The organism is Ramlibacter sp. (assembly GCF_041916345.1).
In the GTDB taxonomy this organism is placed as follows: domain Bacteria; phylum Pseudomonadota; class Gammaproteobacteria; order Burkholderiales; family Burkholderiaceae_C; genus Ramlibacter.
Window position 1 is genome coordinate 37,981 of record NZ_JAYRZR010000011.1, and the last position, 22,618, is coordinate 60,598.

The window sequence follows — 22,618 nt, forward strand, 5'->3', positions numbered from 1 at the left end:
GAGAGCATCGTGGCCAAGACTGCTTTGATCCAGCGCGAACAGAAGCGCGACAAGCTGGTTGCCCAGTACGCAAAGAAGTACGCGGAACTGAAGGCCATCGCCGGCGATGCCAAGAAGAGCGAAGAGGAGCGCGCCGCCGCCCGCCTCGCGCTGCAGAAGCTGCCGCGCAACGCGAACCCCACGCGCCAGCGCAACCGCTGCGAGATCACCGGCCGCCCGCGCGGCACGTTCCGCCAGTTCGGTCTGGCCCGCGCCAAGATCCGCGAGATGGCCTTCACCGGCGACATCCCGGGCGTGACCAAGGCCAGCTGGTAAGCGCGAAGGAGACCCAACATGAGCATGAGTGATCCCATCGCCGACCTGCTGACGCGCATCCGCAATGCGCAGATGGTGTCCAAGTCGACCGTGAGCGTGCCCGCCTCCAAGGTGAAGGTGGCCATTGCCCAGGTGCTGAAGGACGAGGGCTACATCGACGGCTTCCAGGTCAAGACCGAGGGCGGCAAGAGCGAGCTCGAGATTGCCCTGAAGTACTACGCCGGCCGTCCGGTGATCGAGCGCATCGAGCGCGTGAGCCGCCCCGGCCTGCGCGTGTACAAGGGCCGCGACGCCATTCCCCAGGTCATGAACGGCCTGGGCGTGGCGATCGTCACCACCCCCAAGGGCGTCATGACCGACCGCAAGGCCCGCGCGAGCGGCGTCGGCGGCGAAGTCCTGTGCTACGTGGCCTGACCGGAGGAAGCAGAACATGTCCCGAGTCGGAAAATCCCCCGTCGCCGTCCCCGCGGGCGTCGAGGTGGCCATCCAGGAAGACCAGATCAGCGTCAAGGGTGCCGGTGGCACGCTCGCGCTGTCCACGAACGCGCTGGTGACCGTGTCCAACGAAGGCGGCAAGCTGACGTTCACGCCCGCCGACGAGTCGCGCGAAGCCAACGCCATGAGCGGCACCATGCGCCAGCTGGTGAACAACATGGTCGTCGGCGTCACCAAGGGCTTCGAGAAGAAGCTGAACCTGGTCGGCGTGGGCTACAAGGCCGCCGTGCAGGGCAGCAAGCTGAACCTCTCGGTCGGCTTCTCGCACCCCGTGAACATCGAGGCCCCCGCAGGCATCAAGTTCGAGACCCCCGCGCCGACGGAAATCGTCGTCAAGGGTGCCGACCGCCAGCGCGTGGGCCAGCTCGCCGCCGAGATCCGCGCCGTCCGTCCGCCCGAGCCCTACAAGGGCAAGGGCATCCGTTATTCGGACGAGAAGGTCGCGATCAAGGAAACGAAGAAGAAGTAAGGAGCATGACGATGTTGACCAAGAAGGAACAGCGTCTGCGCCGTGCGCGTCAGACTCGCATCCGCATCGCTACGCAAGGCGTGCCCCGCCTGACGGTGAACCGTACCAACCTGCACATCTACGCCAGCCTGATCTCGGGCGACGGCGCCAAGGTGCTCGCCACGGCCTCCACCGCCGAAGCCGAAGTGCGCAAGTCCCTCGGCACCACCGGCAAGGGTGGCAACGTGGCCGCTGCGCAGCTGATCGGCAAGCGCATCGCCGAGAAGGCCAAGGCCGCCGGCGTCGAGAAGGTGGCGTTCGACCGCGCCGGCTTCGCCTACCACGGCCGCGTGAAGGCCCTGGCCGATGCCGCCCGGGAAGCCGGCCTGCAGTTCTAACGGATACGAAAGCGCGATATGGCTAAGGTTCAAGCAAAGACGCAGGGTGACGGTCCGGAAGACGGCCTGCGCGAGAAGATGATCGCGGTCAACCGCGTCACCAAGGTGGTGAAGGGCGGCCGCATCCTCGGTTTCGCCGCGCTCACCGTGGTGGGCGACGGTGACGGCCGCGTCGGCATGGGCAAGGGCAAGTCCAAGGAAGTGCCCTCCGCCGTGCAGAAGGCGATGGAAGAAGCGCGCCGCAACATGACCAAGGTGTCGCTGAAGAACGGCACCATCCACCACAACGTGGTCGGCCACCATGGTGCCGCCCGCGTGATGATGGCCCCGGCTCCCAAGGGCACGGGCATCATCGCCGGCGGCCCGATGCGTGCCGTGTTCGAAGTGATGGGCATCACCGACATCGTGGCCAAGAGCCATGGTTCGACGAACCCTTACAACATGGTCCGCGCCACGTTCGACGCGCTGAAGAACTCCACCACTCCCTCGGAAGTGGCGGCCAAGCGCGGCAAGTCGGTCGAAGACATCTTCGCCGCCTGAGGAGCACACGATGGCTACCGAACAAAAGACTCTCAAGGTGCAGCTGGTGCGCAGCCCGATCGGCACCAAGGCCGATCATCGCGCCACCGTGCGCGGCCTCGGCCTGCGCAAGCTGAACTCCGTGCGTGAACTGCAGGACACCCCTGCGGTGCGCGGCATGATCAACAAGGTCGACTACCTCGTGAAGGTGCTCTGACATGGAACTCAACACCATCCAGCCCGCTGAAGGCAGCAAGAAGGCGCGCCGCCGCGTCGGCCGCGGCATCGGCTCCGGCCTGGGCAAGACGGCCGGCCGTGGCCACAAGGGCCAGAAGTCCCGAGCGGGCGGCTATCACAAGGTCGGCTTCGAAGGCGGCCAGATGCCGCTGCAGCGCCGCCTGCCCAAGCGCGGCTTCAAGTCCGCTGCGCTGAAGTTCAACGCCGAAGTCACCCTGGCCGCGCTCGAGAAGCTGGGCGCCCCGGAAGTCGACGTGCTGGTGCTGAAGCAGGCCGGCCTGGTCGGCGAGATCGCGCGCAACGTCAAGGTCATCAAGACCGGCGAGATCAAGCGCGCCGTCAAGCTGACGGGCATCGGTGCGACCGCCGGCGCCAAGGCCGCGATCGAAGCGGCCGGCGGCAGCTTCGCCTGACCCGGCCTCTGACCCGTTCGAAAGGCATACGTGGCAACTAGCGCAGCCCAGATCGCGAAGACCGGCAAGTACGGCGACCTGCGTCGCCGGCTCGTCTTCCTGCTGCTCGCCCTGGTCGTCTACCGCATCGGCGCCCACATCCCGGTGCCGGGCATCGACCCGACGCAGCTGCAGCAGCTCTTCCAGGGCCAGCAAGGCGGCATCCTGAGCCTGTTCAACATGTTCTCGGGAGGGGCGCTGTCGCGCTTCACGGTGTTCGCGCTGGGCATCATGCCCTACATCTCCGCCTCCATCATCATGCAGCTGCTCACGTACGTGGTCCCCACGTTCGAGGCGCTCAAGAAGGAAGGCGAGGCCGGCCGCCGGAAGATCACGCAGTACACGCGCTACGGCACGCTGGGCCTGGCGATCTTCCAGTCGCTGGGCATCGCCATGGCGCTGGAGAGCTCGCAGGGCCTGGTGCTCAACCCGGGCTTCGGCTTCCGCATGACCGCGGTGGTGAGCCTGACGGCGGGCACGATGTTCCTGATGTGGCTGGGCGAGCAGATCACCGAGCGCGGGCTGGGCAACGGCATCTCGATCCTGATCTTCGCCGGCATCGCGGCGGGCCTGCCCAGCGCGATCGGCGGCCTGCTGGAGCTGGTGCGCACGGGTGCGATGAGCATCCTGGCGGCGATCTTCATCGTGGCGCTGGTCGGCCTGGTGACGTACGCGGTCGTCTTCGTGGAGCGCGGTCAGCGCAAGATCCTGGTCAACTACGCGCGGCGACAGGTCGGCAACAAGGTGTACGGCGGCCAGTCGTCCCACCTGCCCCTGAAGCTGAACATGGCTGGCGTGATCCCGCCGATCTTCGCGTCGTCGATCATCCTGCTGCCCGCCACCGTGGTGAGCTGGTTCTCCACGGGCGACGGCATGCGCTGGCTGAAGGACATGGCCTCGACCCTGGCGCCCGGACAGCCGATCTACGTGATGCTGTATGCCGCGGCCATCGTGTTCTTCTGCTTCTTCTACACGGCGCTCGTGTTCAACAGCCGCGAGACCGCCGACAACCTGAAGAAGAGCGGTGCGTTCGTGCCGGGCATCCGGCCGGGCGACCAGACCGCGCGCTACATCGACAAGATCCTGGCCCGGCTCACGCTGGCGGGGGCGATCTACATCACCATCGTCTGCCTGCTGCCGGAGTTCCTGATCCTGAAGTACAACGTGCCCTTCTACTTCGGCGGCACCTCGCTGCTGATCATCGTCGTGGTCACCATGGACTTCATGGCCCAGGTGCAGAACTACCTCATGAGCCAGCAGTACGAATCGCTGCTCAAGAAGGCGAATTTCAAGAGTTGAGCCCTGCGATCCCTCGCGGGCACGAATCGTGTTCCGCGAAGTGAGCGGATGTTGAAAGGTTTAGGAGAAAGCAAATGAGAGTTTCGGCTTCCGTCAAGAAGATCTGCCGCAACTGCAAGATCATCCGCCGCAAGGGCGTGGTCCGCGTGATCTGCACCGACCCGCGGCACAAGCAGCGCCAGGGCTGACCCAACCGGTTTCGAAGGAAAAGACATGGCACGTATCGCCGGCATCAACATTCCGCCGCACCAGCACGCCGAGATCGGTCTCACCGCCATCTTCGGCATCGGCCGCACCCGCGCGCGCAAGATCTGCGAAGCCTGCGGCATCCCCTACTCCAAGAAGGTCAAGGAACTGTCCGACGCCGACCTGGAGAAGATCCGCGACCAGATCGCCCAGTTCACGATCGAAGGTGACCTGCGCCGTGAGACGACGATGAACATCAAGCGTCTGATGGACATCGGCTGCTACCGCGGTTTCCGCCATCGCCGCGGCCTGCCCATGCGCGGCCAGCGCACCCGCACCAATGCGCGCACCCGCAAGGGCCCGCGCAAGGCGGCCCAGGCGCTGAAGAAATAATGACCTGGGGTCGGGGTGCCTGGCGCGCAGCGCTGGTGTCCGGACCCCACTGACTAGGAAAAACACATGGCCAAGGCTCCAGCCAACAACGCGGCGCAGCGCGTGCGCAAGAAGGTTCGCAAGAACGTGTCCGACGGTGTCGCGCACGTCCACGCGTCCTTCAACAACACGATCATCACGATCACCGACCGCCAGGGCAACGCGCTGTCCTGGGCTTCCTCCGGGGGGCAGGGCTTCAAGGGCTCGCGCAAGTCCACGCCGTTCGCCGCCCAGGTGGCGTCCGAAGTCGCTGGCCGCGCTGCCATGGAGCAGGGCATCAAGAACCTCGATGTCGAGATCCGTGGTCCCGGCCCGGGCCGCGAGTCCTCGGTGCGCGCCCTGGCCGCGCTGGGCATCCGCATCAACTCGATTTCGGACGTGACGCCGGTGCCGCACAACGGCTGCCGTCCGCAGAAGCGCCGGAGAATCTGAGCGAACGAGGGTGCGGCGCCTCCGGCGTGCGACCCCTCGCGTTTTTGTAAGACCACCGCTGGCATCTCCGCATGCCAGCTCCCGCGGCAACAGGCCGCGGTAGTCGTTTGAAGGAAAGAGAAAAGTGGCACGTTACCTCGGCCCCAAGGCCAAACTCTCCCGCCGTGAAGGCACCGACCTGTTCCTGAAGAGCGCCCGCCGCGCGATCAGCGACAAGGCCAAGTTCGACTCCAAGCCCGGCCAGCACGGCCGCACCTCGGGCCAGCGTACCTCCGACTTCGGCCTGCAGCTGCGCGAGAAGCAGAAGGTCAAGCGCATGTACGGCGTGCTGGAGAAGCAGTTCCGCCGCTACTTCGAGGAAGCCGACCGCCGCAAGGGCAACACCGGCGCCAACCTGCTGTTCCTGCTCGAGTCCCGCCTGGACAACGTGGTCTACCGCATGGGCTTCGGCTCCACGCGTGCTGAGGCCCGTCAGCTGGTCAGCCACAAGGCGATCACGGTCAACGGCCAGCCGGTGAACATCCCGTCCTTCCTAGTGAAGGCGGGCGATGTGGTCGCCGTGCGCGAGAAGTCGAAGAAGCAGAACCGCGTGGTCGAGGCGCTTCAGCTGGCACAGCAGGTGGGCATCCCGGCGTGGGTGGAAGTCAACGCCGACAAGGCCGAAGGCACGTTCAAGAAAGTGCCGGATCGCGACGAGTTCGGTGCCGACATCAACGAATCGCTGATCGTGGAACTGTACTCGCGATAGACGCGAGTACCAACAGGAAACGAGGCTCCTGCGGAGCCTCGTCCTTGCAAGTTTTATTCCCTGGTGATCCAGGCCCCAGCCTTACCGGTGTAACGAGCCGGGGGTATTGAGAGGAAGCCCTGCATGCAAACCAATCTGCTGAAACCCAAGTCCATCAACGTGGAACAGCTTGGCACCAACCGGGCCAAGGTGACGCTGGAGCCGTTCGAGCGCGGCTACGGCCACACCCTGGGCAACGCGCTGCGCCGGGTGCTGCTCTCGTCGATGGTGGGTTACGCGGCGACCGAGGTGACGATCGCCGGCGTGCTGCACGAGTACTCGTCGATCGATGGCGTCCAGGAAGACGTGGTCACGATCCTGCTGAACCTCAAGGGTGTGGTATTCAAGCTGCACAACCGCGACGAGGTGACGCTGTCGCTGCGCAAGGATGGCGAAGGCGTGGTCACCGCGGCTGACATCCAGACGCCGCACGATGTGGAGATCATCAATCCCGATCATGTCATCGCCCATCTGTCGCAAGGCGGCAAGATCGACATGCAGATCAAGGTCGAGAAGGGCCGTGGCTACGTGCCGGGCACGATGCGCCGCTACGGCGACGAGCCGACCAAGTCCATCGGCCGCATCGTCCTCGACGCCTCGTTCTCGCCCGTCAAGCGCGTGAGCTACACGGTCGAGAGCGCCCGCGTCGAGCAGCGCACCGACCTCGACAAGCTGGTGATGGAGATCGAGACCAACGGCGCCATCACCGCCGAGGACGCCGTGCGCGCCTCTGCCAAGATCCTGGTCGAGCAGCTGGCCGTCTTCGCGCAGCTGGAGGGCAGCGAGCTCGCCGCCTTCGACCAGCATCCCGCGCAGCGCACCTCGCAGCAGTTCGATCCCATCCTGCTGCGTCCGGTGGACGAGCTCGAGCTCACGGTGCGTTCCGCGAATTGCCTGAAGGCCGAGAACATCTACTACATCGGTGACCTGATCCAGCGCACCGAGAACGAGCTGCTGAAGACGCCCAACCTGGGCCGCAAGTCGCTCAACGAGATCAAGGAAGTGCTGGCCTCGCGCGGCCTCACGCTGGGCATGAAGCTCGAGTCGTGGCCGCCGGCCGGTCTGGACAAGCGATAACGAACGAGGACGAGGCGCCTGGCAGAGCCTCGTCCTGATCTTGAATGGTGACCCCGCAGTACCTGACACGGCTGCGGGCTCGATAAGGAAAGGAAAACACCATGCGCCACGGACACGGACTCCGTAAACTGAACCGCACCAGCGAGCACCGCCTGGCGATGCTGCGCAACATGATGAATTCGCTCATCGAGCACGAGGTCATCAAGACCACCGTGCCGAAGGCCAAGGAACTGCGCCGCGTGGTCGAGCCCATGCTCACGCTCGGCAAGGAGCCCACGGTCGCCAACAAGCGTCTGGCCTTCGACCGCCTGCGCAACCGCGACAACGTGACCAAGCTGTTCAACGAGCTGGGCCCGCGCTACAAGACCCGCCCGGGCGGCTACACGCGCATCCTCAAGATGGGCTTCCGCGTGGGTGACAACGCCCCCATGGCGCTGGTCGAACTGGTGGACCGGCCCGAGCCCGCTGCTACGACCGGTGAACAAGCCGCCGAATGACGCTATAATCTCGGACTCGACGCGCGGTGGAGCAGCCTGGTAGCTCGTTGGGCTCATAACCCAAAGGTCGCAAGTTCAAATCTTGCCCGCGCAACCAAACACGAAGGGTCTTCCCTTCTGCAAAACGCCCACCTCACGGTGGGCGTTTTGCTTGGTGCCCCCGCACGGAAGAGTGGGTGCTGTTCAGCTGCCGCTGCCTCGTGGATCGATGCGGTCCTGACGGGCTCCGCACGGTCGCGATGCATCGGCGCCACTCGCGCGGGGCCCAATTCATGCCGGGCGCCTCATTCGCTACATCTGCCAGCGGCCCGCGTTTATCCGGGATTGCCCCGAGGCGCGATGTTGCATTAGGATCCAGCGGTAACAAAACCTATGCCCGGCCTGGGGCGCCCCGGTAGTAGCCGCTCCACGCAGACTGCCTGGGCCGCGGTGGCCCGGGTTCTGATTGCCAGCGTTCTTGAGTGGGGGTCTATCGATGAGGAAACAGGCTACGGGTTGGTTGCGCGGCATGCTGCTTGCCGTGTGCCTCGGGGGCCTCGCCGGCTTGTCCCTGGCGCAGACGCAGGCTCCCGCGCAGGCGGCCAAGCCCGCCGCGACGCCGGCCCGGTCGGCCGCCTCGGCGGCGGCGAACCCCGCGTTCCCGACACCCATGGCCAGCGGGCTGGTCAAGATGCCCGATGGCCGCATGCTGGCCCCCGACATTGCCCGCATCGCGGCCCGCGGCGAGCTCATCGTGGCCATGCTCGGCGTGGACACGCCTCCGTTCTTCTACGAGAAGAACGGTGAGCTGGTCGGCCTCGAGGTCGATCTCGCCAAGGCCATGGCCAAGGAGCTGGGTGTCAACGTGCGCTTCAATCGCGCCGCCAAGAGCTTCAATGGCGTCGTCGACATCATCGCCCGCGGCGAGGCCGACATCGCCATCAGCAAGCTGTCGCGCACGCTCGCGCGCTCACAGGTGATCTCCTTCACCGAGCCGTACCTCACGCTCAACCACGCGCTGATCCTGAACCGCGTTGCCTTCGCGCAGTTCGCGCGCGAACGCCCGCTGCCCGACGTGATCCGTCGCTTTACGGGCACCATCGGCGTGATCAACCGCTCGTCCTTCCAGGACTACGCCAACCGCTACTTCCCCAAGGCCCAGATCAAGACGTACCCGGGCTGGCCCGACGTGCTCAAGGCCCTCGAAAAGGGCGAGGTGATGGCCGCGTATCGCGACGAATTCGAGGTCAAGCGCATCCTGAAGTCCGACGCCACGCTGTCGCTCACGCTGCGCACCGTCACGCTGAAGGACCTGAATGACACCCTCGGCATGGCAGTGGGCATCAACGACCGCACCCTGCTGGCCTTCGCCAATGAATTCCTCGTCCAGCGCGGGGACAAGCTGACCATCAACAAGGTCCTGGCGGCCCTCGAGAACTGACACCGACACACCATGGACGCCAAGAAACTCTACGCACTCGCCCTCAATCCCTGGGTCATCCTGGGCAGCCTGGCGCTGGGCTTCCTGGTCGGCTCGATCGCGCCCAAACAGGCCATGCAGCTTGGCTTCCTGGGGGACATCTACGTCGACCTGCTGAAGATGATCACGCTGCCCTTCATGGTGTCGGCCATCATCTTCAGCCTGCAGCGGCTCTTCCGCGAGGGTGGCACGGGCAAGCTGCTTGGCCGCCTGGCGGTGGTGTTCCTGGCGGCATCGGTGTTCGTCGCCATCATCGGTGCGGTGGCGGTCATCATCCTGCGCCCGGGTGCCGATCTGCCGCCTGAGACCATGGCCAAGTTCGGCCAGATCGTCGGCAGTGATCTGAACTCCAGCGACACTGCGATGAGCCTGGAAGGCACCGACGAGGTGAAGAAGTCCATCACCTTCACCGAGATGCTGATCAGCATGGTGCCGGCGAACATCTTCAATGCCCTGGCCGTGGGCGACACACTGAAGGCGCTGGTCTTCGCCATGCTGTTCGGCCTGGCCGTGGGGCATGTGCCCACCAAGATCTCCGACGGCCTGACAGTCTCGCTGGAGACGATCTACCAGGCGTGTCAGACACTGGTGCGATGGCTGGCCTATCCGATGCCGATCGTGCTGTTCTGCATGAGCGCGGCACAGCTCGGCAAGACAGGCATGGAGCCCTTGAAGGCCATGGTTCAGTTCGTCGTGGCCTTCACCATCGCCAGCCTCATCATCCTGGCCATCTCGGTGTTCGTCATCTGGCGCCGCTCCGGCCGCAGCATGAAGGATGTGCTGGAGTCCCTGCGCGAGCCGTTCGCGCTGGCGCTCGCCACCCGCAGCAGCGCCACCTGCATGCCGGTGATGATCGAGGCGCTGGCCACCCATCTCGGCTTCGCCCGCGCGCGCATCGAACTGCTGGTGCCCCTGTCCGTGTCGCTGCTGCGCATCGGCCCGGTCGTGTTCTACGTCTGCGCCACGCTGTTCATCGCCCAGCTCTACGGACGCAGCCTCACGTTCACCGACGTCATGCTGGTCATCGCCACTTCGGTGCTGGCGGGCTTCGCATCCGCCGGGATGACGGGCCTGGTGACCGTGTCGCTCGTCGGGATGACCTGCGCCTACCTGGGCCTGCCCTTCGAGGCCGCGTTCATCCTGTTCCTGGCGGTCGATCCGATCTGCGACATGCTGCGGACCCTGGTGCTCGTGATCGGCAACACCGCCGCCGTCACGCTCATCGTGCCCCGGCCTGCCGACCTCTCCTACCTGCTGGCGCCTGGCGGGGCCTCGGCTGCCGTGGCTGCTGCGCCTGCAGCAGCGCCCGCCGGCGCGGAAGGCTTCAAGCTGGACATCCCATCTCCGGATGCACTCGGCGGAGCGTCGGGCTCGCCCGGTCGCTGACGCAAGGCCGCTGCGCGACGCGGGTCGCGCGCGGTCAAGTCAAAAAAAGGGGGGATGTGGCGCGGCTGGCGGGGATCGAACCCACGACCCTTGGCTTCGGAGGCCAATACTCTATCCACTGAGCTACAGCCGCGTGGCTGCTGAATCCGGCATTATGGCCGAAGCGCGCGGGCCTGGCCGCCACGCCCTACGCCCCACGGGCCGAAAAGTCACGCTGGCTATAATCGAAGGTTGATTTCGAACAAGGCGCGTCCACCGCGCCAACCACCGAGGACGCCATGAGCGACAGCACGCACGAAGAAGCCCACACCGGCCCGATCAAGACGCCCAAGCAACTGCTGCTGGCGGTGTTCTTCTCCTTCGTGGTGCCCGTCTTCATCATCATCGGCCTCGTGGCCTACGTGACTTCCGAGCCCAAGCCCGCGGGCAGCGCCGACGCCGATCGCCAGACGCTGGGCGGCGTGTCTGCCGACGCCATCGAGCGCGGCATCACCGAGCGCCTGCGCAAGGTCGGCACGGTCGAGATCCGCGATGCCAATCGCCCCCTGGCCGGCGGCGAGACCGTCTACAAGACCCAGTGTGCCGCCTGCCACGCCGCCGGCGCCGCTGGTGCCCCGAAGCTGGGCGACAACGCGGCCTGGGCCGCGCGCATCAAGACCGGCTTCGACGCGCTGGTGAATTCCGCGTTGAAGGGCAAGGGCGCCATGGCTGCGCAAGGTGGCGGTGACTTCCAGGATGTGGAGATTGCTCGCGCCGTGGCCTACATGGCCAACGCGGCAGGTGCCAAGTTCGAAGAGCCGAAGGGCCCTGCCGGTGCGGCCGCTGCCGCTGAGGCGCCCGCCGCAGCCGCTGCGCCGGCGGCCCCCACGGCGGCTGCCGCCCCTGCGGCTGCGCCGGCGCCTGCAGCCGCCCCGGTGGCGGCCGCTGCCGCGGCAGGCGGTGGTGAAGCCCTCTACAAGCAGGCCTGCGTGGCTTGCCACGCCGCCGGCGTGGCGGGCGCCCCGAAGCTGGGTGACAAGGCGGCCTGGGCGCCGCGCGTGGCGCAAGGCGTTCCGGCACTGGTGCAGTCCGTCGTCAAGGGCAAGGGCGCCATGCCGCCCAAGGGCGGATCCGCCGCCTCCGAGGCCGAACTGAAGGCCGCCGTGGAATACATGGTCGGCACCGTCAAGTAAGTCGCCGCTACCGCTGCAAGAGAGCCGGCTGCGTGCCGGCTCTTTTCATTCTGGCGCTGCCACCGCCGCCTGGGCGGCCCACGGACTGCGGATGAAGCCGAAGCGCGTGGGCAAGTCCGCGCTGGACACCTCGACAGGTTGCCATTCCCCGCTTTCCACCCGGTCCGCGGCCAGCGCCATGTCGAGCGTGTGCACCAGGCCCAGGCCGAGGTCCGTGTCGAGGTAGAGGCGTCCGGCCTCGTCGACGTACGCCGCCCGGACAACGGCGGAACGGCCGGTGTGCGTGGACAGCCCGCCCTGTCCATCCAGTCGCCAGATCCAGGGCGTGGCTTCCAGCTCCACGTACACCCGCTGCGGTCCGTTCTGGAAGTACCACTGCCCCTGGTCGTCGCGCTCGTAGTTGCGGTGGATGAAGGCGATCAGCTTGTCGTGGCGCAGCAGCGACCCCTTGCTCTGCGGAAAGGGCCCGGCGGCCTGCGTGCGGTCGTCCCGCATGTACCAGCCGCCGCGGGCATCCAGGCCGAGCCAGCCGTGGCAGTGAGGCACGCGGGGCCACTTGGCCATGGCCTGGCGCACGATGTCGTCCATGGCCTGATTATGCGGGGCGGTCCGGGCCAGACCACCTGGCCGGGCACCAAAAGAAAAGGCGCCGCAAGGGCGGCGCCTGGAGTGCGGCTGGCCCTGCGATGAGCCAGCGGCGAATATTCGTGTTGTTGCGGGGGGTTTGTCTCCTCGGTCCCTCGCCCCCAAGGGCCCCGTGCCGGGCCCGGTGCGAGTGCATGGAATGTAGCGGGCCGCACCCGCCCAGTGCATCCGGAGTAACCCGGGCTCCTCCCCACGGCGGCTTGTGAATACGAAAGTCCCGAAGCAGCCGGGTGCTGGATCCTGCGACGCGACGAGCTTCTCTCCGGGTCGGCGCCGCTGGTCACTGGCACAGCTTATGCGTGAGGTGATCGGACGTCACCCACTCCGCGTCCGCGCAGGCCCCTCTCATGCAACGAACACTCGCCGCCCTGCTCCTGGCCGCCGCGTCTGTCCTCTCGGTGCCCGCGGCAGCACAGGCCCCCCAGACGGCCCCCCCAGCGGCCCCTGAAGCAGCGCCAGCCGCCTTGCAACCGGCCGCAACGCTTGCCGCGCCGGCGGCGGCTGCGCCGGCCACTCCGTCTGCCGCACCGGCAGCCCCGGCGCCCATCACACGCCCGGCCCTCGTCGCCGCCGACCGCATCAATGGCGCCGACACGGCCTGGCTGATGACATCCACCGCGCTCGTCCTGCTGATGACGCTGCCCGGCATCGCGCTCTTCTACGGCGGCATGGTGCGGCGCAAGAGTGTCATCAACACCATGGCCAGCGTCGTGGCCATCGCCGGCGTGGTCAGCCTGTTGTGGTTCGCGGTCGGCTATTCCTGGGCCTTCACGCCGGGCAACGCCTTCATCGGCAACGGCAGCCGCATGGGCTTCGAGGGCATGGACTACCTCAAGGATGCCGGCAAGGTGATGGTCAGCCACATCGCGCCCAACGTGCCGGAGTCGGTCTACGCGATGTTCCAGCTCACCTTCGCGGTCATCACCGCGGCGCTGATCGTGGGCGCACTGGTCGAGCGCATGCGCTTCTCGGCCATGCTGGTGTTCGTGAGCCTGTGGACGGTGTGTGTCTACGCGCCCGTGGCCCACTGGGTGTGGGAGCCGGGCGGCTGGCTGGCGCAGATGGGCGCACTCGACTTCGCGGGCGGCGCGGTCGTGCACATCAACGCAGGTGTCACGGGCCTGGTGTGCGCCTACGCGCTGGGGCCGCGCCGCGGCTATGGCCGCGAGGCCTTCGAGCCCTACAACCTGGGCCTCACCATGGCCGGCGCCGGTCTGTTGTGGGTCGGCTGGTTCGGATTCAATGCCGGTTCGGCGGTCGCTGCGGACGGGCGGGCGGGCCTGGCGATGCTCGTCACCCACATCGCCGCGGCAGCGGGCGCGGTGGGCTGGATGGTGGGCGAGTGGACGATCCGTGGCCGGCCCTCGCTGCTGGGCCTGTGCTCGGGGCTCGTCGCCGGCCTGGTGGCCATCACCCCGGCCTCGGGTTTCGTCACGCCGCGCTCGGCGCTGCTGATCGGCGCCATCGCCGGCATCGCGTGCTACTGGGGGGCCACCTCGCTCAAGCGCATGCTGCGCGCCGACGACTCGCTCGACGTGTTCGGCGTGCATGCCATCGGCGGCATCATCGGCTCGCTGCTGACCGGCCCGCTCGCCAGCAAGGCCGTATCGGGCGTGGAAGGCAGCCTGCTGGTGCAGGCCCTCGGCGCGCTGGCGGTGTTTGCCTACGCGGCCGTGATGTCCGTGGTGCTGATTCTCGTGACCAAGCTGCTGGTGGGCCTGCGGGTCGATGAGCAGATCGAACAGACCGGGCTGGACATCGGCCTGCACCGTGAGCGCCTGGGAGGCTGAGCCCGCCAGGCCCTGATCGACTTCATCCACCAAGGAGCACCCTCATGCTCGCCAGTCAGAAGCTCGCCATCGCCGCGCACATGCACGTGCTGCTGCGGCGCAAGACCGGTCGTGTCACCGATACCGAGTGGATGGCCGAGAACCTGGAGTACGCGCTGGAGATCGTGCGCTTCGCCCGCGCGAAGGCCGACGAAGACGGTCATGCAGACTTGCGCGAGTGGGCCGACAAGCTGGAAAGTGCCGTGCTCGCGGCCAGCCCCGAGCCGCGAGCCAGGCCCCTGGTGCAGACGGCGGTGCAACTGCTCAAGGAGCGCGGTGGCCAGCCGGCGGTGGCCACCACGCAGCCGCCCGCCGTGCCCGTCACCGAACGCAGCGGGGCCTTTGCGGCATCCGCCTTCAAGGCTTCCGGTTTCGCCGATTCCACGCTCGAGCCCGACAAGCCCCGGCCCACCCCCGCGGTGCCGCGCTACGTGGGCGGCATCCGCTGAATCTGCGGCCGCTCTAAACGGCCTGCTTCGCCGCGCGGATCACCCATTCGGCCGCGCGTTCGGCCATCATCAGCGTGGGTGAGTTGGTGTTGCCGCTGGTGATGGTGGGCATGGCGCCGGCATCGACCACGCGCAGGCCCGCCACGCCCCGAACGCGCAGCTGGCTGTCCAGCACCGCCTGCGGGTCGCCGTCGGCGCCCATCTTCGTCGTGCCCACCGGGTGGAAGATGGTGGTGGCGATGTCGCCGGCCAGGCGGGCCAGATCCTCGTCGCTCTCGTACTGCGGGCCGGGCTTCCATTCCTGCGGCCGGTACTTCGCCAGCGCCGGCTGCGCCGCGATGCGCCGCGTCACACGCAGCGAGTCGGCCGCGACCTGGCGGTCTTCCTCGGTGCTCAGGTAGTTCGGCGCGATCTGCGGCGCGTCCTCGAAGCGCGGGCTGCGGATGCGCACCCAGCCGCGGCTCGTGGGGTTGAGGTTGCACACGCTGGCGGTGAAGGCATCGAAGCCGTGCAGCGGTTCGCCGAAGGCGTCCAGGCTGAGCGGCTGCACGTGGTACTCGATGTTGGGCCACTCGCGGCCGGAGTCGCTGCGCGTGAACGCACCCAGCTGCGAGGGCGCCATGCTCATCGGGCCGCTGCGCCGCAGCGCGTACTCGATCCCGATCTTCGCCTTGCCCACCAGACTGTTGGCGAGCGTGTTGAGCGTCTGCACGCCCTCCACCTTGAACACGGCGCGGATCTGCAGGTGGTCCTGCAGGTTCTCGCCCACACCCGGCAGTTCATGCAGCGGCTCGATGCCGTGTTCGCGCAGCAGCGCACCGGCGCCAATGCCCGACAACTGCAGGATCTGCGGCGATCCGATGCTGCCCGCGCACAGCAGGACCTCGCGCGTGGCCTCCACCGTCACCATCTCGTCGCCCGTCCACACCTGTGCGCCGGTGCAGCGCTGGGTGCCATCGGGCTGTCGCTGCAGCATCAGCCGCGCCACCTGCGCGCGCGTCCACAGCTCGAAGTTGGGCCGGCCGTAGCAGGTGGGGCGCAGGAAGGCCTTGGCCGTGTTCCAGCGCCAGCCGGCCTTCTGGTTGACCTCGAAGTAGCCCACGCCCTCGTTGCTGCCGCGGTTGAAGTCGTCGGTGCGCGGGATGCCGGCCTGCACGGCCGCCTCGGCGAAGGCATCCAGCACGTCCCAGCGCAGGCGCTGGCGCTCCACCCGCCACTCGCCGCCGGCGCCATGCAGCGCGTCGGCGCCGCGGTGGTGGTCCTCATGCCGCTTGAAGTAGGGCAGGCACTGGTCCCAGCGCCAGACCGCGTCGCCGGTCAGTCCCGCCCACTGGTCGTAGTCGCGCGACTGGCCCCGCATGTAGATCATGCCGTTGATGCTGGAGCAGCCGCCCAGCGTCTTGCCGCGCGGGTAACGCAGCTTGCGGCCATTGAGCCCCGCATCGGGCTCGGTGAAGTACAGCCAGTCGGTGCGCGGGTTGCCGATGCAGTAGAGGTAGCCCACCGGAATGTGGATCCAGTGATAGTCGTCGCGCCCGCCCGCCTCGATCAGCAGCACGCGCTTCGAGGGGTCCGCGCTCAGCCGGTTGGCCAGCAGGCAGCCGGCGGTACCGGCACCGATGATGATGTAGTCGAAGGTCGTGTCGCTCATGATGAGGTGCGCGGGGTCGCGGCCACTTTGTACTTCTCGAGATGGGGCTTTTCAAGCAGGTGCCACGTCACGACGGACAGCAGCAGGGTTCCGGCGAGGGTCACGAACAGCAGGTTGCGGCCGCCGAGGTTCGGGTGGCGCTCCAGCAGCGTGATGAGTACCAGCATGTGCCAGAGGTAGATGCCATAGCTGATGTCTCCCAGGTAGCGCGCTGGCGCCAGGAGTCGGCTCGATGCGGCGGGACAGGTCATGGCCGTCGCCAGCAGGGCAGCGAAGCCCGTGGCGAGCAGGGTGCGCCAGGCGACCAGCATCCACCGGTTGCTCCATTGCTCGAACGCCTGATCGGTCAGGGCGGCGGCGGAAAGCAGCGCCGCAGCCAGTGCGAGCCACGCCGTGAAGTTGCGCCAGCCTGGAACGAGCCAGGCGGCCAACGGTGCCGTGCCGCGGTGAACCACCATGGCGAGAGCGATGCCGACACCGAATTCGTCCAAGACCCCGGGCAGCTGTGTCAACGCCACGAACTGTGTCATGGTGTCCGATTCGCCCATGGGGAGCACGAGCGTCACGGCATAGCGCCAGGCAAGGGCGATGCCCACCAGTGCGACCAGTACGCCCGCGACGCTGCGGCGCGCCAGCCAGGGCATGGCCAGCAGCATGGCCAGGTAGAACTGCATCTCCAGCGCGACGGACCACGAGGGCCCGTTGATGGACCCATGCGTACTCGGGTGCAGGTTGTGCACGAAGAAGAGGTGGCTCAGCACATGCACGGCGAGCTTGCCTGGATCGATGCCCAGCATGGCCGGCCGCACCAGGACCAGGAACACGGCCCCGGTCAGCAGGTAGAGCGGCACGATGCGGGCCAGCCTGCGCGTGGCGAATGCAAGCCGCGCGCCGACCGGATCGCGTCGCAGGCATTCAAGCGCCGAGAGCGTGATGACGAAGCCGCTGGTCACGAGGAACAGGTCCACGCCCACCCAGCCGTGGCGAACCACGTAGCCGTAGCCGCTGTTGGGCATGGCCGTCCATCTGCCATGCTCGACCACGTGGTAGGCCAGCACCAGCAGCGCGGCGAATCCGCGCAACAGGTCGATGCCCGGGTAAGAACGGGCCTGGGTGCCAGGCAGCACCAGCGGCTACTTGGCGGTGGGCATCACGAACTCCGCGCCCTTGCCGATGCTCTCGGGCCAGCGCTGCATGATCGACTTCTGCTTGGTGTAGAAGCGCACGCCTTCCTCGCCGTAGGCGTGCATGTCGCCGAACAGGCTCTTCTTCCAGCCGCCGAAGCCATGCCAGGCCATCGGCACCGGAATCGGCACGTTGATGCCCACCATGCCCACCTGCACGCGCCGGCTGAACTCGCGTGCCACGTTGCCGTCGCGCGTGAAGCAGGACACACCGTTGCCGTACTCGTGCGCGTTGATCAGGTCCACCGCCTCGGCGAGATCCTTCACGCGCAGGCAGCCCAGCACCGGACCGAAGATCTCCTCCTTGTAGATCTTCATGTCGGGCGTGACATGGTCGAACAGCGTGCCGCCGATCCAGAAGCCGCCGTCGCAACCCGCGCCCGCCATCGCACCCTGGAAGCTGCGCCCGTCGACCACGAGCTTGGCGCCTTCCTGCTCGCCCAGGCCCACGTAGCCGGCGATGCGCTCCTGCGCCACCTTGCTGACGATGGGGCCCATCTCGGCGTCGAGCTGCTCGCCATCCTTCACCTTCAGCGCGCGGGTGCGCTCGGCCAGCTTGTCCATGATGCGATCCGCCGCGTCGCCCACGAGGATGCCGACGGAAATCGCCATGCAGCGCTCGCCCGCCGAGCCGAAGGCAGAGCCGATCAGGGCGTCGACCGCCTGGTCCATGTCGGCGTCGGGCATCACCACCATGTGGTTCTTCGCGCCGCCCAGCGCCTGCACGCGCTTGCCGTGGCGCGCGCCGGTCTCGTAGATCTTCTGCGCGATGGCGGTGGAGCCGACGAAGGAGATGGCCTTCACGTCGGGGTGTGCCAGCAGTGCGTCCACCGCGTCCTTGTCGCCCTGCACGACGTTGAACACGCCGTCGGGCAGGCCGGCCTCCTTCAGCAGTTCGGCCATGCGCAGGGAGGCGCTCGGGTCCAGCGGGCTGGGCTTCAGCACGAAGCAGTTGCCCGCGGCGATCGCCACCGGGTACATCCACATCGGCACCATCACCGGGAAGTTGAAGGGCGTGATGCCGGCCACCACGCCCAGCGGCTGGCGCATCGTCCAGTTGTCGATGCCGGTGGAGACCTGGTCGGTGTAGTCGCCCTTCAGCAGCTGCGGAATGCCGCAGGCGAACTCCACGATGTCGATGCCGCGCGTCACCTCGCCCTGCGCGTCGGTGAACACCTTGCCATGCTCGGCGGTGATCAGGTGGGCAAGCTCGTCGCGGTGCTGGTTCAGCAGCTCCAGGAACTTGAACATCACGCGGGCGCGGCGGATCGGCGGCGTGTCGGCCCAGGCCGGGAACGCGGCCTGCGCCGCGGCGACCGCGCGGTCCACCTCGGACGCGTTGGCCAATGCCACCTGGCCGCTCACGCGGCCGGTGGAGGGGTTGAAGACATCGGCGCGGCGGCCGCTCTGGCCGGGCACCACGCGGCCGCCGATCCAGTGCTCGATGGAGGCGAGGGCGGTGCCGGGGCGGTTCATGTCGGGGGCGTTCATGGGTCTTCCTCAGGTTCGGATGCCGGCCAGTCTAGGCGCCCGCCGCCGGTTTGGAAAGACCGCCGGCTTGACCGCATTGTTCAGATCCGTGAACAATGGACCTGTCACTGCCGCCCGCCGATGGATCCCGCGCTGCCCGCCTTCGCCGACCTGCACCTGCTCACGGTGCTGGCGCAGACGCGCAGCTACACGCAGGCCAGTGCCCGGCTGGGCATCTCCAAGGCCTCCGTCAGCATGCGCATCGCCGAGCTGGAGCGTGCCGCCGGCGTGCCGCTGGTGCGCCGCACCACGCGCAGCGTCGGCCTCACGCCTGCCGGCCAGCAACTGGTGGACGAGACGCAGGCCGCGTTCGAGCGCATCGCGCAGAGCTTCGCCGGCGTGCGCGATCTCTCGGGCGTGCCGCGTGGCCTGGTGCGGATGACGGCGCCGGTCGCGCTCGGCCGGCAGTTCATCGCGCCCACGCTGCCGGCCTTCCTGCGCGCGCATCCGCAGATCCGGCTGGAGCTGGATCTGAGCGACCGCCTGGTCAACCTGCCGCAGGAGGGCTTCGATCTTGCCGTCCGCCATGTGCAGGCCCCGCCGGAAACGCACATCGCCTGGAAGCTGCGGGCGTCGCGCTCGCTGCTGGTGGCCAGTGCCGACTACCTGCGCCGGCACGGCACGCCAGACCATCCGTCCGAGCTGGCCGGTCATGCCTGCCTGCTGTACCTGCGCCGTCCCGGCGGTCAGAGCTGGACGTTCGAGCGCGGCACCGGCAAGCGCGCCGAGCGTGTGGCGGTGGCCGTGGATGGCCCGCTTCGCGCGAACAACAGCGAAGTGCTGCGCGAGGCGGTGCTGGGCGGCCTCGGCCTCGCGCTGCTGCCCGACTTCAGCGCCGAGGCCCACCTGGGGCCCCGTCAGCTGGTGCAGGTGCTGCCCCAGTGGCGTCCGCTGGGCGTGTTCGGCGAAGGCCTGTATGCCCTGCGGCCCTGGTCACCCCAGGTGCCGCGCGCGGTGCAGTGCGTGGTGGAGCATCTGCGCGGGGTGTTCGCGGGGTAGCGCGCCGTCGCCCAGTGGGCGGCACTCGTGGCGGGGTTCGTAGGCTGGGGTGCAACCCCAGCGGTTTCGCCGGCGCACCCATCACCGCTGGGATGGCGCTGCGCTCCATCCCAGTCTACGGGACATCCGAGGTGCCGCCGGTCACCCAATCCGCCGGCACCCGCACCGGCATGGTCAACAGGATCTGCGCCATGCCCTTGCCCAGCGGATCGTTGCGCAGCGACGCCATGCCGCCGCCGCCCAGCGCCTCGGTGCAGAGGAAGTTCATCGCGTGGATGCCGGGCACATCGAACCGGCGCACCTCGCCTTCCACCAGATGCGCCAGCCACGTGCGCACGCGATCCTCGGTCAGTTGCGTACGCAACCACGGCAGCCATTCAGGCCGCCGCGCCAGGATGCCGATGTTGGAGTGATTGCCCTTGTCGCCGCTGCGGCCCCAGGCCACACGGACCAGCGGGACCTCGACCATCGGCCCGGCGGGCTCGGGCGCGCCCGATTGTGCCGGGTCTTCGGCCGGCGGCACTTCAGCCTGGCCGGTCGGCACGGCCACCTGCACGACCTCGTCATCGATGCGCACCTGCGGCTGCAGCCGCGCCTTGTCGATCAGGAAGGCGAACTGCCGGATCACCGGCGCCGGGCTGGGCCGCCCGCCTGCGCCCGTGGTGCCAGGGGACCAGCTGGTGCCCGCCGGCGCGATCTCGCGCGCGAACAGTTCCAGCGCGGCCTTGTCCTTGTGCGTGACGGCCAGATGCAGCACCGCCTCCCGCACGTCGCCCGTGCGGGCCTGCGGGCCGAAGTACGCGTGCTCCGAGCCCAGCACCTCGATGCGGGTGCGGCTGAAGTCGGCCAGCCCGGCGGCGGCGAAGAGCTCGCGCGTGCGCGCCAGGATCGCCTCACCCGTGCGCTGCGCCTTGCGCGCGGCGTCGATGCCGATGATCGTGAGCTGGGCGTTGCAGCGGAAGCCGTCCATCCAGGTGGCGGACACCTTGTACTGCGGCCCAGGCGCCAGGCCGCGCGCGCCCAACACGGTCACGCGGTCCGGGCCGGCCTGCGTCATCTGCACCGCGGTGAAGTCACAGGTCACATCGGGCAGCAGATAGCGGCGCGGATCGCCGATCTCGTAGAGCATCTGCTCGCCCACCACCGCCGGCGTGACCAGGCCGCCCGTGCCCTCGGGCTTGGTGACCGTGAACCGGCCGTCGGCGGTGCACTCCAGCACCGGATAGCCGATGTGCGGCCAGTCGGGCACCGCCTCCCAATCCGTGTGCAGGCCTCCGGTGGCCTGGCAGCCGCATTCGATGATGTGGCCGGCCAGGCTGCCCTGAGCCAGGCGGTCCCAGTCGTCGGCGGCCCAGCCGAAGGCATGCATCAGCGCGCCCAGCGTCACGGCACTGTCCACGCAGCGGCCCGTGATCACGATCTGCGCACCGGCGTCCAGTGCGGCCTTCACCGGCAGCGCACCCAGATAGGCATTGGCGGTCAGCAGGCGCGACGGCATCGCAGCGCCGGACTGCAGCTCGTGCACGCCCTCGGTCTGCAGCGCCGGTACCAGCGGCAGCACGTCGTCGCCTGTCACCACCGCGATCTTCAGGGCCACGCCCTGTTCCGCCGCGATCGCGCGCAGCGCCGCCGCGCAGGCCTGCGGGTTCACGCCACCCGCGTTGCTGATCACGCGGATGCCCTGCGCGGCCACGTCGCGCAGGATCTGCTTCATGGTCACCTGCACGAAGTCGGTGGCGTAGCCCAGCTCCGGGTTCTTGCCCCGTGCCGCGGCGAGGATGGACATGGTGAGTTCGGCCAGGTAGTCGAACACCAGGTAGTCCAGCCGGCCGTGGCGCACGAGCTGCGGCGCGCCCACGCTGCTGTCGCCCCAGAAGCCGGAGGCGCCGCCGATGCGCACGATGTGTGGGTCCTGCATGTTCCAGCCCTCCTTCAGCGGCCCGTCCACACCGGCGCCCGCTTCTCGCGGAAGGCCGCCTGGCCCTCTTTCGCGTCCTCGGTCAGCGCGAACAGCGCGATCTGGCTCTCGGTGAACGCCATCGACTCCTCGAAGGCCATGGTCTCGATCTTCTTCAGCGTGTACAACCCGCGCCGGATGGCGGCCGGGGACTTGTCCAGCAGGCGGCCCAGCAGGCGGGCGAGGGCGACATCGACGTCGTCTGCCACGCTGTTCACCAGCCCGAGTTCGAGCGCCTCACGCGCCGACAGCGGCTCGGCCGTCAGGCACAGCTCCACCAGCCGGCGGCGCGGGATCAGGTGCTGCAGCACCGCCAGCACCTGGGCCGGGAACACACCCACCTTCACCTCCGGCAGGCCGAAGCTGGCGTGGCTGGCCGCCACCGCCATGTCACACATGGCCAGGAGGCCCATGCCGCCCGCCATGCAGGCGCCGTTGACGCGCGCGATCAGCGGCACGTTGGAGGCCTTGGCCGCGCGCAGGAGGCGGGCGAAGTCGCCGACCGGCTCCGACGGGTCGAGCGCGAAGGCCTTGCCGGACTGCAGGTCGGCGCCGGCGCAGAAGGCCTTGCTGCCGGCGCCGGTGATCACGATCGCGCGCACCGTGCGGTCCCCCTGGGCCGCCTCGATGGCTTGCGTCAGCCCGGCCAGCACCGCCGCGCTCATGGCGTTGCGGCGGTCCTCGCGCTGGATGGTCAGGTGCAGCACGGCGTCTTGCCGCTCCACGCGCAGATCGTCTGTGGCGGGCGCTCGGTCGTTGGTCATGGCTTGTCTCCTGTATGCG

26 protein-coding genes and 2 tRNA genes are annotated in these 22,618 nt (G+C 68.1%); 21 read left to right on the top strand and 7 right to left on the bottom strand.

Translation table 11 applies throughout. From position 1 onward, the window contains the following. Nucleotides 1-9: 9 nt before the first annotated feature. The 17 genes from rpsN (at nucleotide 10) to ACE3T5_RS05495 (ending at nucleotide 10,419) form a co-directional block, all read left to right on the top strand. The gene (gene rpsN / locus ACE3T5_RS05415; RefSeq protein WP_374665263.1) at nucleotides 10-315 is read left to right on the top strand and encodes a 30S ribosomal protein S14; all 306 of its coding nucleotides are present in this window, start codon (nucleotides 10-12) and stop codon (nucleotides 313-315) included. Nucleotides 316-333: 18 nt separating this feature from the next. Beyond that, nucleotides 334-729, top strand: coding sequence for a 30S ribosomal protein S8 (gene rpsH / locus ACE3T5_RS05420; protein ID WP_374665265.1), 396 nt, complete (start codon nucleotides 334-336; stop codon nucleotides 727-729). Between the two features lie 16 nt (nucleotides 730-745). Further along, entirely contained in the window at nucleotides 746-1,279 is a 534-nt protein-coding gene (rplF, locus tag ACE3T5_RS05425) for a 50S ribosomal protein L6 (RefSeq protein ID WP_374665267.1), read from the top strand. Nucleotides 1,280-1,290: 11 nt separating this feature from the next. Further along, the gene (gene rplR / locus ACE3T5_RS05430) at nucleotides 1,291-1,656 is read left to right on the top strand and encodes a 50S ribosomal protein L18 (RefSeq protein WP_374665333.1); all 366 of its coding nucleotides are present in this window, start codon (nucleotides 1,291-1,293) and stop codon (nucleotides 1,654-1,656) included. A gap of 18 nt (nucleotides 1,657-1,674) precedes the next feature. Further along, nucleotides 1,675-2,196, top strand: coding sequence for a 30S ribosomal protein S5 (gene rpsE, locus ACE3T5_RS05435; protein WP_374665269.1), 522 nt, complete (start codon nucleotides 1,675-1,677; stop codon nucleotides 2,194-2,196). A gap of 10 nt (nucleotides 2,197-2,206) precedes the next feature. Then, nucleotides 2,207-2,392, top strand: coding sequence for a 50S ribosomal protein L30 (gene rpmD, locus ACE3T5_RS05440; protein WP_374665271.1), 186 nt, complete (start codon nucleotides 2,207-2,209; stop codon nucleotides 2,390-2,392). A 1-nt stretch (nucleotide 2,393) separates the two neighbouring features. Then, a complete protein-coding gene (rplO, locus tag ACE3T5_RS05445) occupies nucleotides 2,394-2,825 on the top strand; it encodes a 50S ribosomal protein L15 (RefSeq protein ID WP_374665273.1) in 432 nt (143 codons plus the stop codon). Nucleotides 2,826-2,855: 30 nt separating this feature from the next. Continuing rightward, the gene (secY, locus tag ACE3T5_RS05450; RefSeq protein WP_374665275.1) at nucleotides 2,856-4,163 is read left to right on the top strand and encodes a preprotein translocase subunit SecY; all 1,308 of its coding nucleotides are present in this window, start codon (nucleotides 2,856-2,858) and stop codon (nucleotides 4,161-4,163) included. 74 nt (nucleotides 4,164-4,237) lie between these two features. After that, nucleotides 4,238-4,351 (top strand): 50S ribosomal protein L36, encoded by a 114-nt coding sequence (gene rpmJ, locus ACE3T5_RS05455; protein ID WP_011481465.1) that lies wholly within the window; start codon nucleotides 4,238-4,240, stop codon nucleotides 4,349-4,351. 25 nt (nucleotides 4,352-4,376) lie between these two features. Then, complete coding sequence (gene rpsM, locus ACE3T5_RS05460; protein ID WP_374665278.1) at nucleotides 4,377-4,742, top strand: 30S ribosomal protein S13; 366 nt, start codon at nucleotides 4,377-4,379, stop codon at nucleotides 4,740-4,742. Between the two features lie 66 nt (nucleotides 4,743-4,808). Then, nucleotides 4,809-5,213: a 30S ribosomal protein S11 gene (gene rpsK / locus ACE3T5_RS05465; protein WP_332826871.1), complete on the top strand. Its 405-nt coding sequence runs from the start codon at nucleotides 4,809-4,811 to the stop codon at nucleotides 5,211-5,213. A 124-nt stretch (nucleotides 5,214-5,337) separates the two neighbouring features. After that, a complete protein-coding gene (gene rpsD / locus ACE3T5_RS05470) occupies nucleotides 5,338-5,961 on the top strand; it encodes a 30S ribosomal protein S4 (protein WP_374665280.1) in 624 nt (207 codons plus the stop codon). Between the two features lie 123 nt (nucleotides 5,962-6,084). Then, nucleotides 6,085-7,077 carry a DNA-directed RNA polymerase subunit alpha gene (locus ACE3T5_RS05475; RefSeq protein WP_374665282.1) on the top strand — a complete coding sequence of 331 codons (993 nt, stop codon included), beginning with the start codon at nucleotides 6,085-6,087 and terminating at the stop codon, nucleotides 7,075-7,077. Between the two features lie 101 nt (nucleotides 7,078-7,178). Further along, nucleotides 7,179-7,574, top strand: coding sequence for a 50S ribosomal protein L17 (gene rplQ / locus ACE3T5_RS05480; RefSeq protein ID WP_374665284.1), 396 nt, complete (start codon nucleotides 7,179-7,181; stop codon nucleotides 7,572-7,574). A 20-nt stretch (nucleotides 7,575-7,594) separates the two neighbouring features. Beyond that, a tRNA-Met gene (locus ACE3T5_RS05485) sits at nucleotides 7,595-7,671 on the top strand. Nucleotides 7,672-8,082: 411 nt separating this feature from the next. Next, on the top strand, nucleotides 8,083-8,994 hold the full coding sequence (locus ACE3T5_RS05490; protein ID WP_374665286.1) for an ABC transporter substrate-binding protein: 912 nt from the start codon (nucleotides 8,083-8,085) through the stop codon (nucleotides 8,992-8,994). Nucleotides 8,995-9,006: 12 nt separating this feature from the next. Next, complete coding sequence (locus tag ACE3T5_RS05495; protein ID WP_374665288.1) at nucleotides 9,007-10,419, top strand: dicarboxylate/amino acid:cation symporter; 1,413 nt, start codon at nucleotides 9,007-9,009, stop codon at nucleotides 10,417-10,419. Nucleotides 10,420-10,476: 57 nt separating this feature from the next. Here the strand turns inward: ACE3T5_RS05495 and ACE3T5_RS05500 are convergent. Beyond that, nucleotides 10,477-10,552: transfer RNA gene (locus tag ACE3T5_RS05500), tRNA-Arg, on the bottom strand. Nucleotides 10,553-10,697: 145 nt separating this feature from the next. On the opposite strand from ACE3T5_RS05500, the gene ACE3T5_RS05505 reads away from it, so the two are divergent. Continuing rightward, entirely contained in the window at nucleotides 10,698-11,591 is an 894-nt protein-coding gene (locus ACE3T5_RS05505; RefSeq protein WP_374665290.1) for a cytochrome c5 family protein, read from the top strand. Nucleotides 11,592-11,636: 45 nt separating this feature from the next. Here the strand turns inward: ACE3T5_RS05505 and ACE3T5_RS05510 are convergent, their stop codons facing one another. After that, nucleotides 11,637-12,179 (bottom strand): DUF2946 family protein, encoded by a 543-nt coding sequence (locus tag ACE3T5_RS05510; protein ID WP_374665292.1) that lies wholly within the window; start codon nucleotides 12,177-12,179, stop codon nucleotides 11,637-11,639. 521 nt (nucleotides 12,180-12,700) lie between these two features. Here ACE3T5_RS05510 and ACE3T5_RS05515 point away from each other — a divergent pair. Together ACE3T5_RS05515 and ACE3T5_RS05520 are read left to right on the top strand one after the other, a co-directional pair. After that, nucleotides 12,701-14,026 carry an ammonium transporter gene (locus ACE3T5_RS05515; RefSeq protein WP_374665294.1) on the top strand — a complete coding sequence of 442 codons (1,326 nt, stop codon included), beginning with the start codon at nucleotides 12,701-12,703 and terminating at the stop codon, nucleotides 14,024-14,026. Nucleotides 14,027-14,070: 44 nt separating this feature from the next. Then, on the top strand, nucleotides 14,071-14,514 hold the full coding sequence (locus ACE3T5_RS05520; protein WP_374665297.1) for a hypothetical protein: 444 nt from the start codon (nucleotides 14,071-14,073) through the stop codon (nucleotides 14,512-14,514). 13 nt (nucleotides 14,515-14,527) lie between these two features. On the opposite strand, the gene ACE3T5_RS05525 is transcribed toward ACE3T5_RS05520, so the two are convergent. Genes ACE3T5_RS05525 through ACE3T5_RS05535 form a run of 3 tightly spaced genes read right to left on the bottom strand, consistent with a single transcriptional unit; the run spans nucleotide 14,528 to nucleotide 18,840 of the window. Then, nucleotides 14,528-16,165 carry a GMC family oxidoreductase gene (locus ACE3T5_RS05525; protein WP_374665299.1) on the bottom strand — a complete coding sequence of 546 codons (1,638 nt, stop codon included), beginning with the start codon at nucleotides 16,163-16,165 and terminating at the stop codon, nucleotides 14,528-14,530. Next, nucleotides 16,162-17,292, bottom strand: coding sequence for an acyltransferase family protein (locus ACE3T5_RS05530; RefSeq protein ID WP_374665301.1), 1,131 nt, complete (start codon nucleotides 17,290-17,292; stop codon nucleotides 16,162-16,164). Before ACE3T5_RS05530 ends, ACE3T5_RS05525 begins: the two co-directional genes overlap by 4 nt. Nucleotides 17,293-17,298: 6 nt before the next feature. Next, a complete protein-coding gene (locus ACE3T5_RS05535; RefSeq protein WP_374665303.1) occupies nucleotides 17,299-18,840 on the bottom strand; it encodes a CoA-acylating methylmalonate-semialdehyde dehydrogenase in 1,542 nt (513 codons plus the stop codon). Between the two features lie 120 nt (nucleotides 18,841-18,960). Here ACE3T5_RS05535 and ACE3T5_RS05540 point away from each other — a divergent pair, with 120 nt between their 5' ends. After that, on the top strand, nucleotides 18,961-19,878 hold the full coding sequence (locus ACE3T5_RS05540) for a LysR family transcriptional regulator (protein WP_374665305.1): 918 nt from the start codon (nucleotides 18,961-18,963) through the stop codon (nucleotides 19,876-19,878). A gap of 115 nt (nucleotides 19,879-19,993) precedes the next feature. Here ACE3T5_RS05540 and ACE3T5_RS05545 read toward each other — a convergent pair whose 3' ends face one another. Beyond that, nucleotides 19,994-21,796, bottom strand: coding sequence for an acyclic terpene utilization AtuA family protein (locus tag ACE3T5_RS05545; RefSeq protein ID WP_374665307.1), 1,803 nt, complete (start codon nucleotides 21,794-21,796; stop codon nucleotides 19,994-19,996). Nucleotides 21,797-21,810: 14 nt separating this feature from the next. Beyond that, nucleotides 21,811-22,599: an enoyl-CoA hydratase-related protein gene (locus ACE3T5_RS05550; protein WP_374665309.1), complete on the bottom strand. Its 789-nt coding sequence runs from the start codon at nucleotides 22,597-22,599 to the stop codon at nucleotides 21,811-21,813. Nucleotides 22,600-22,618: the final 19 nt, after the last annotated feature.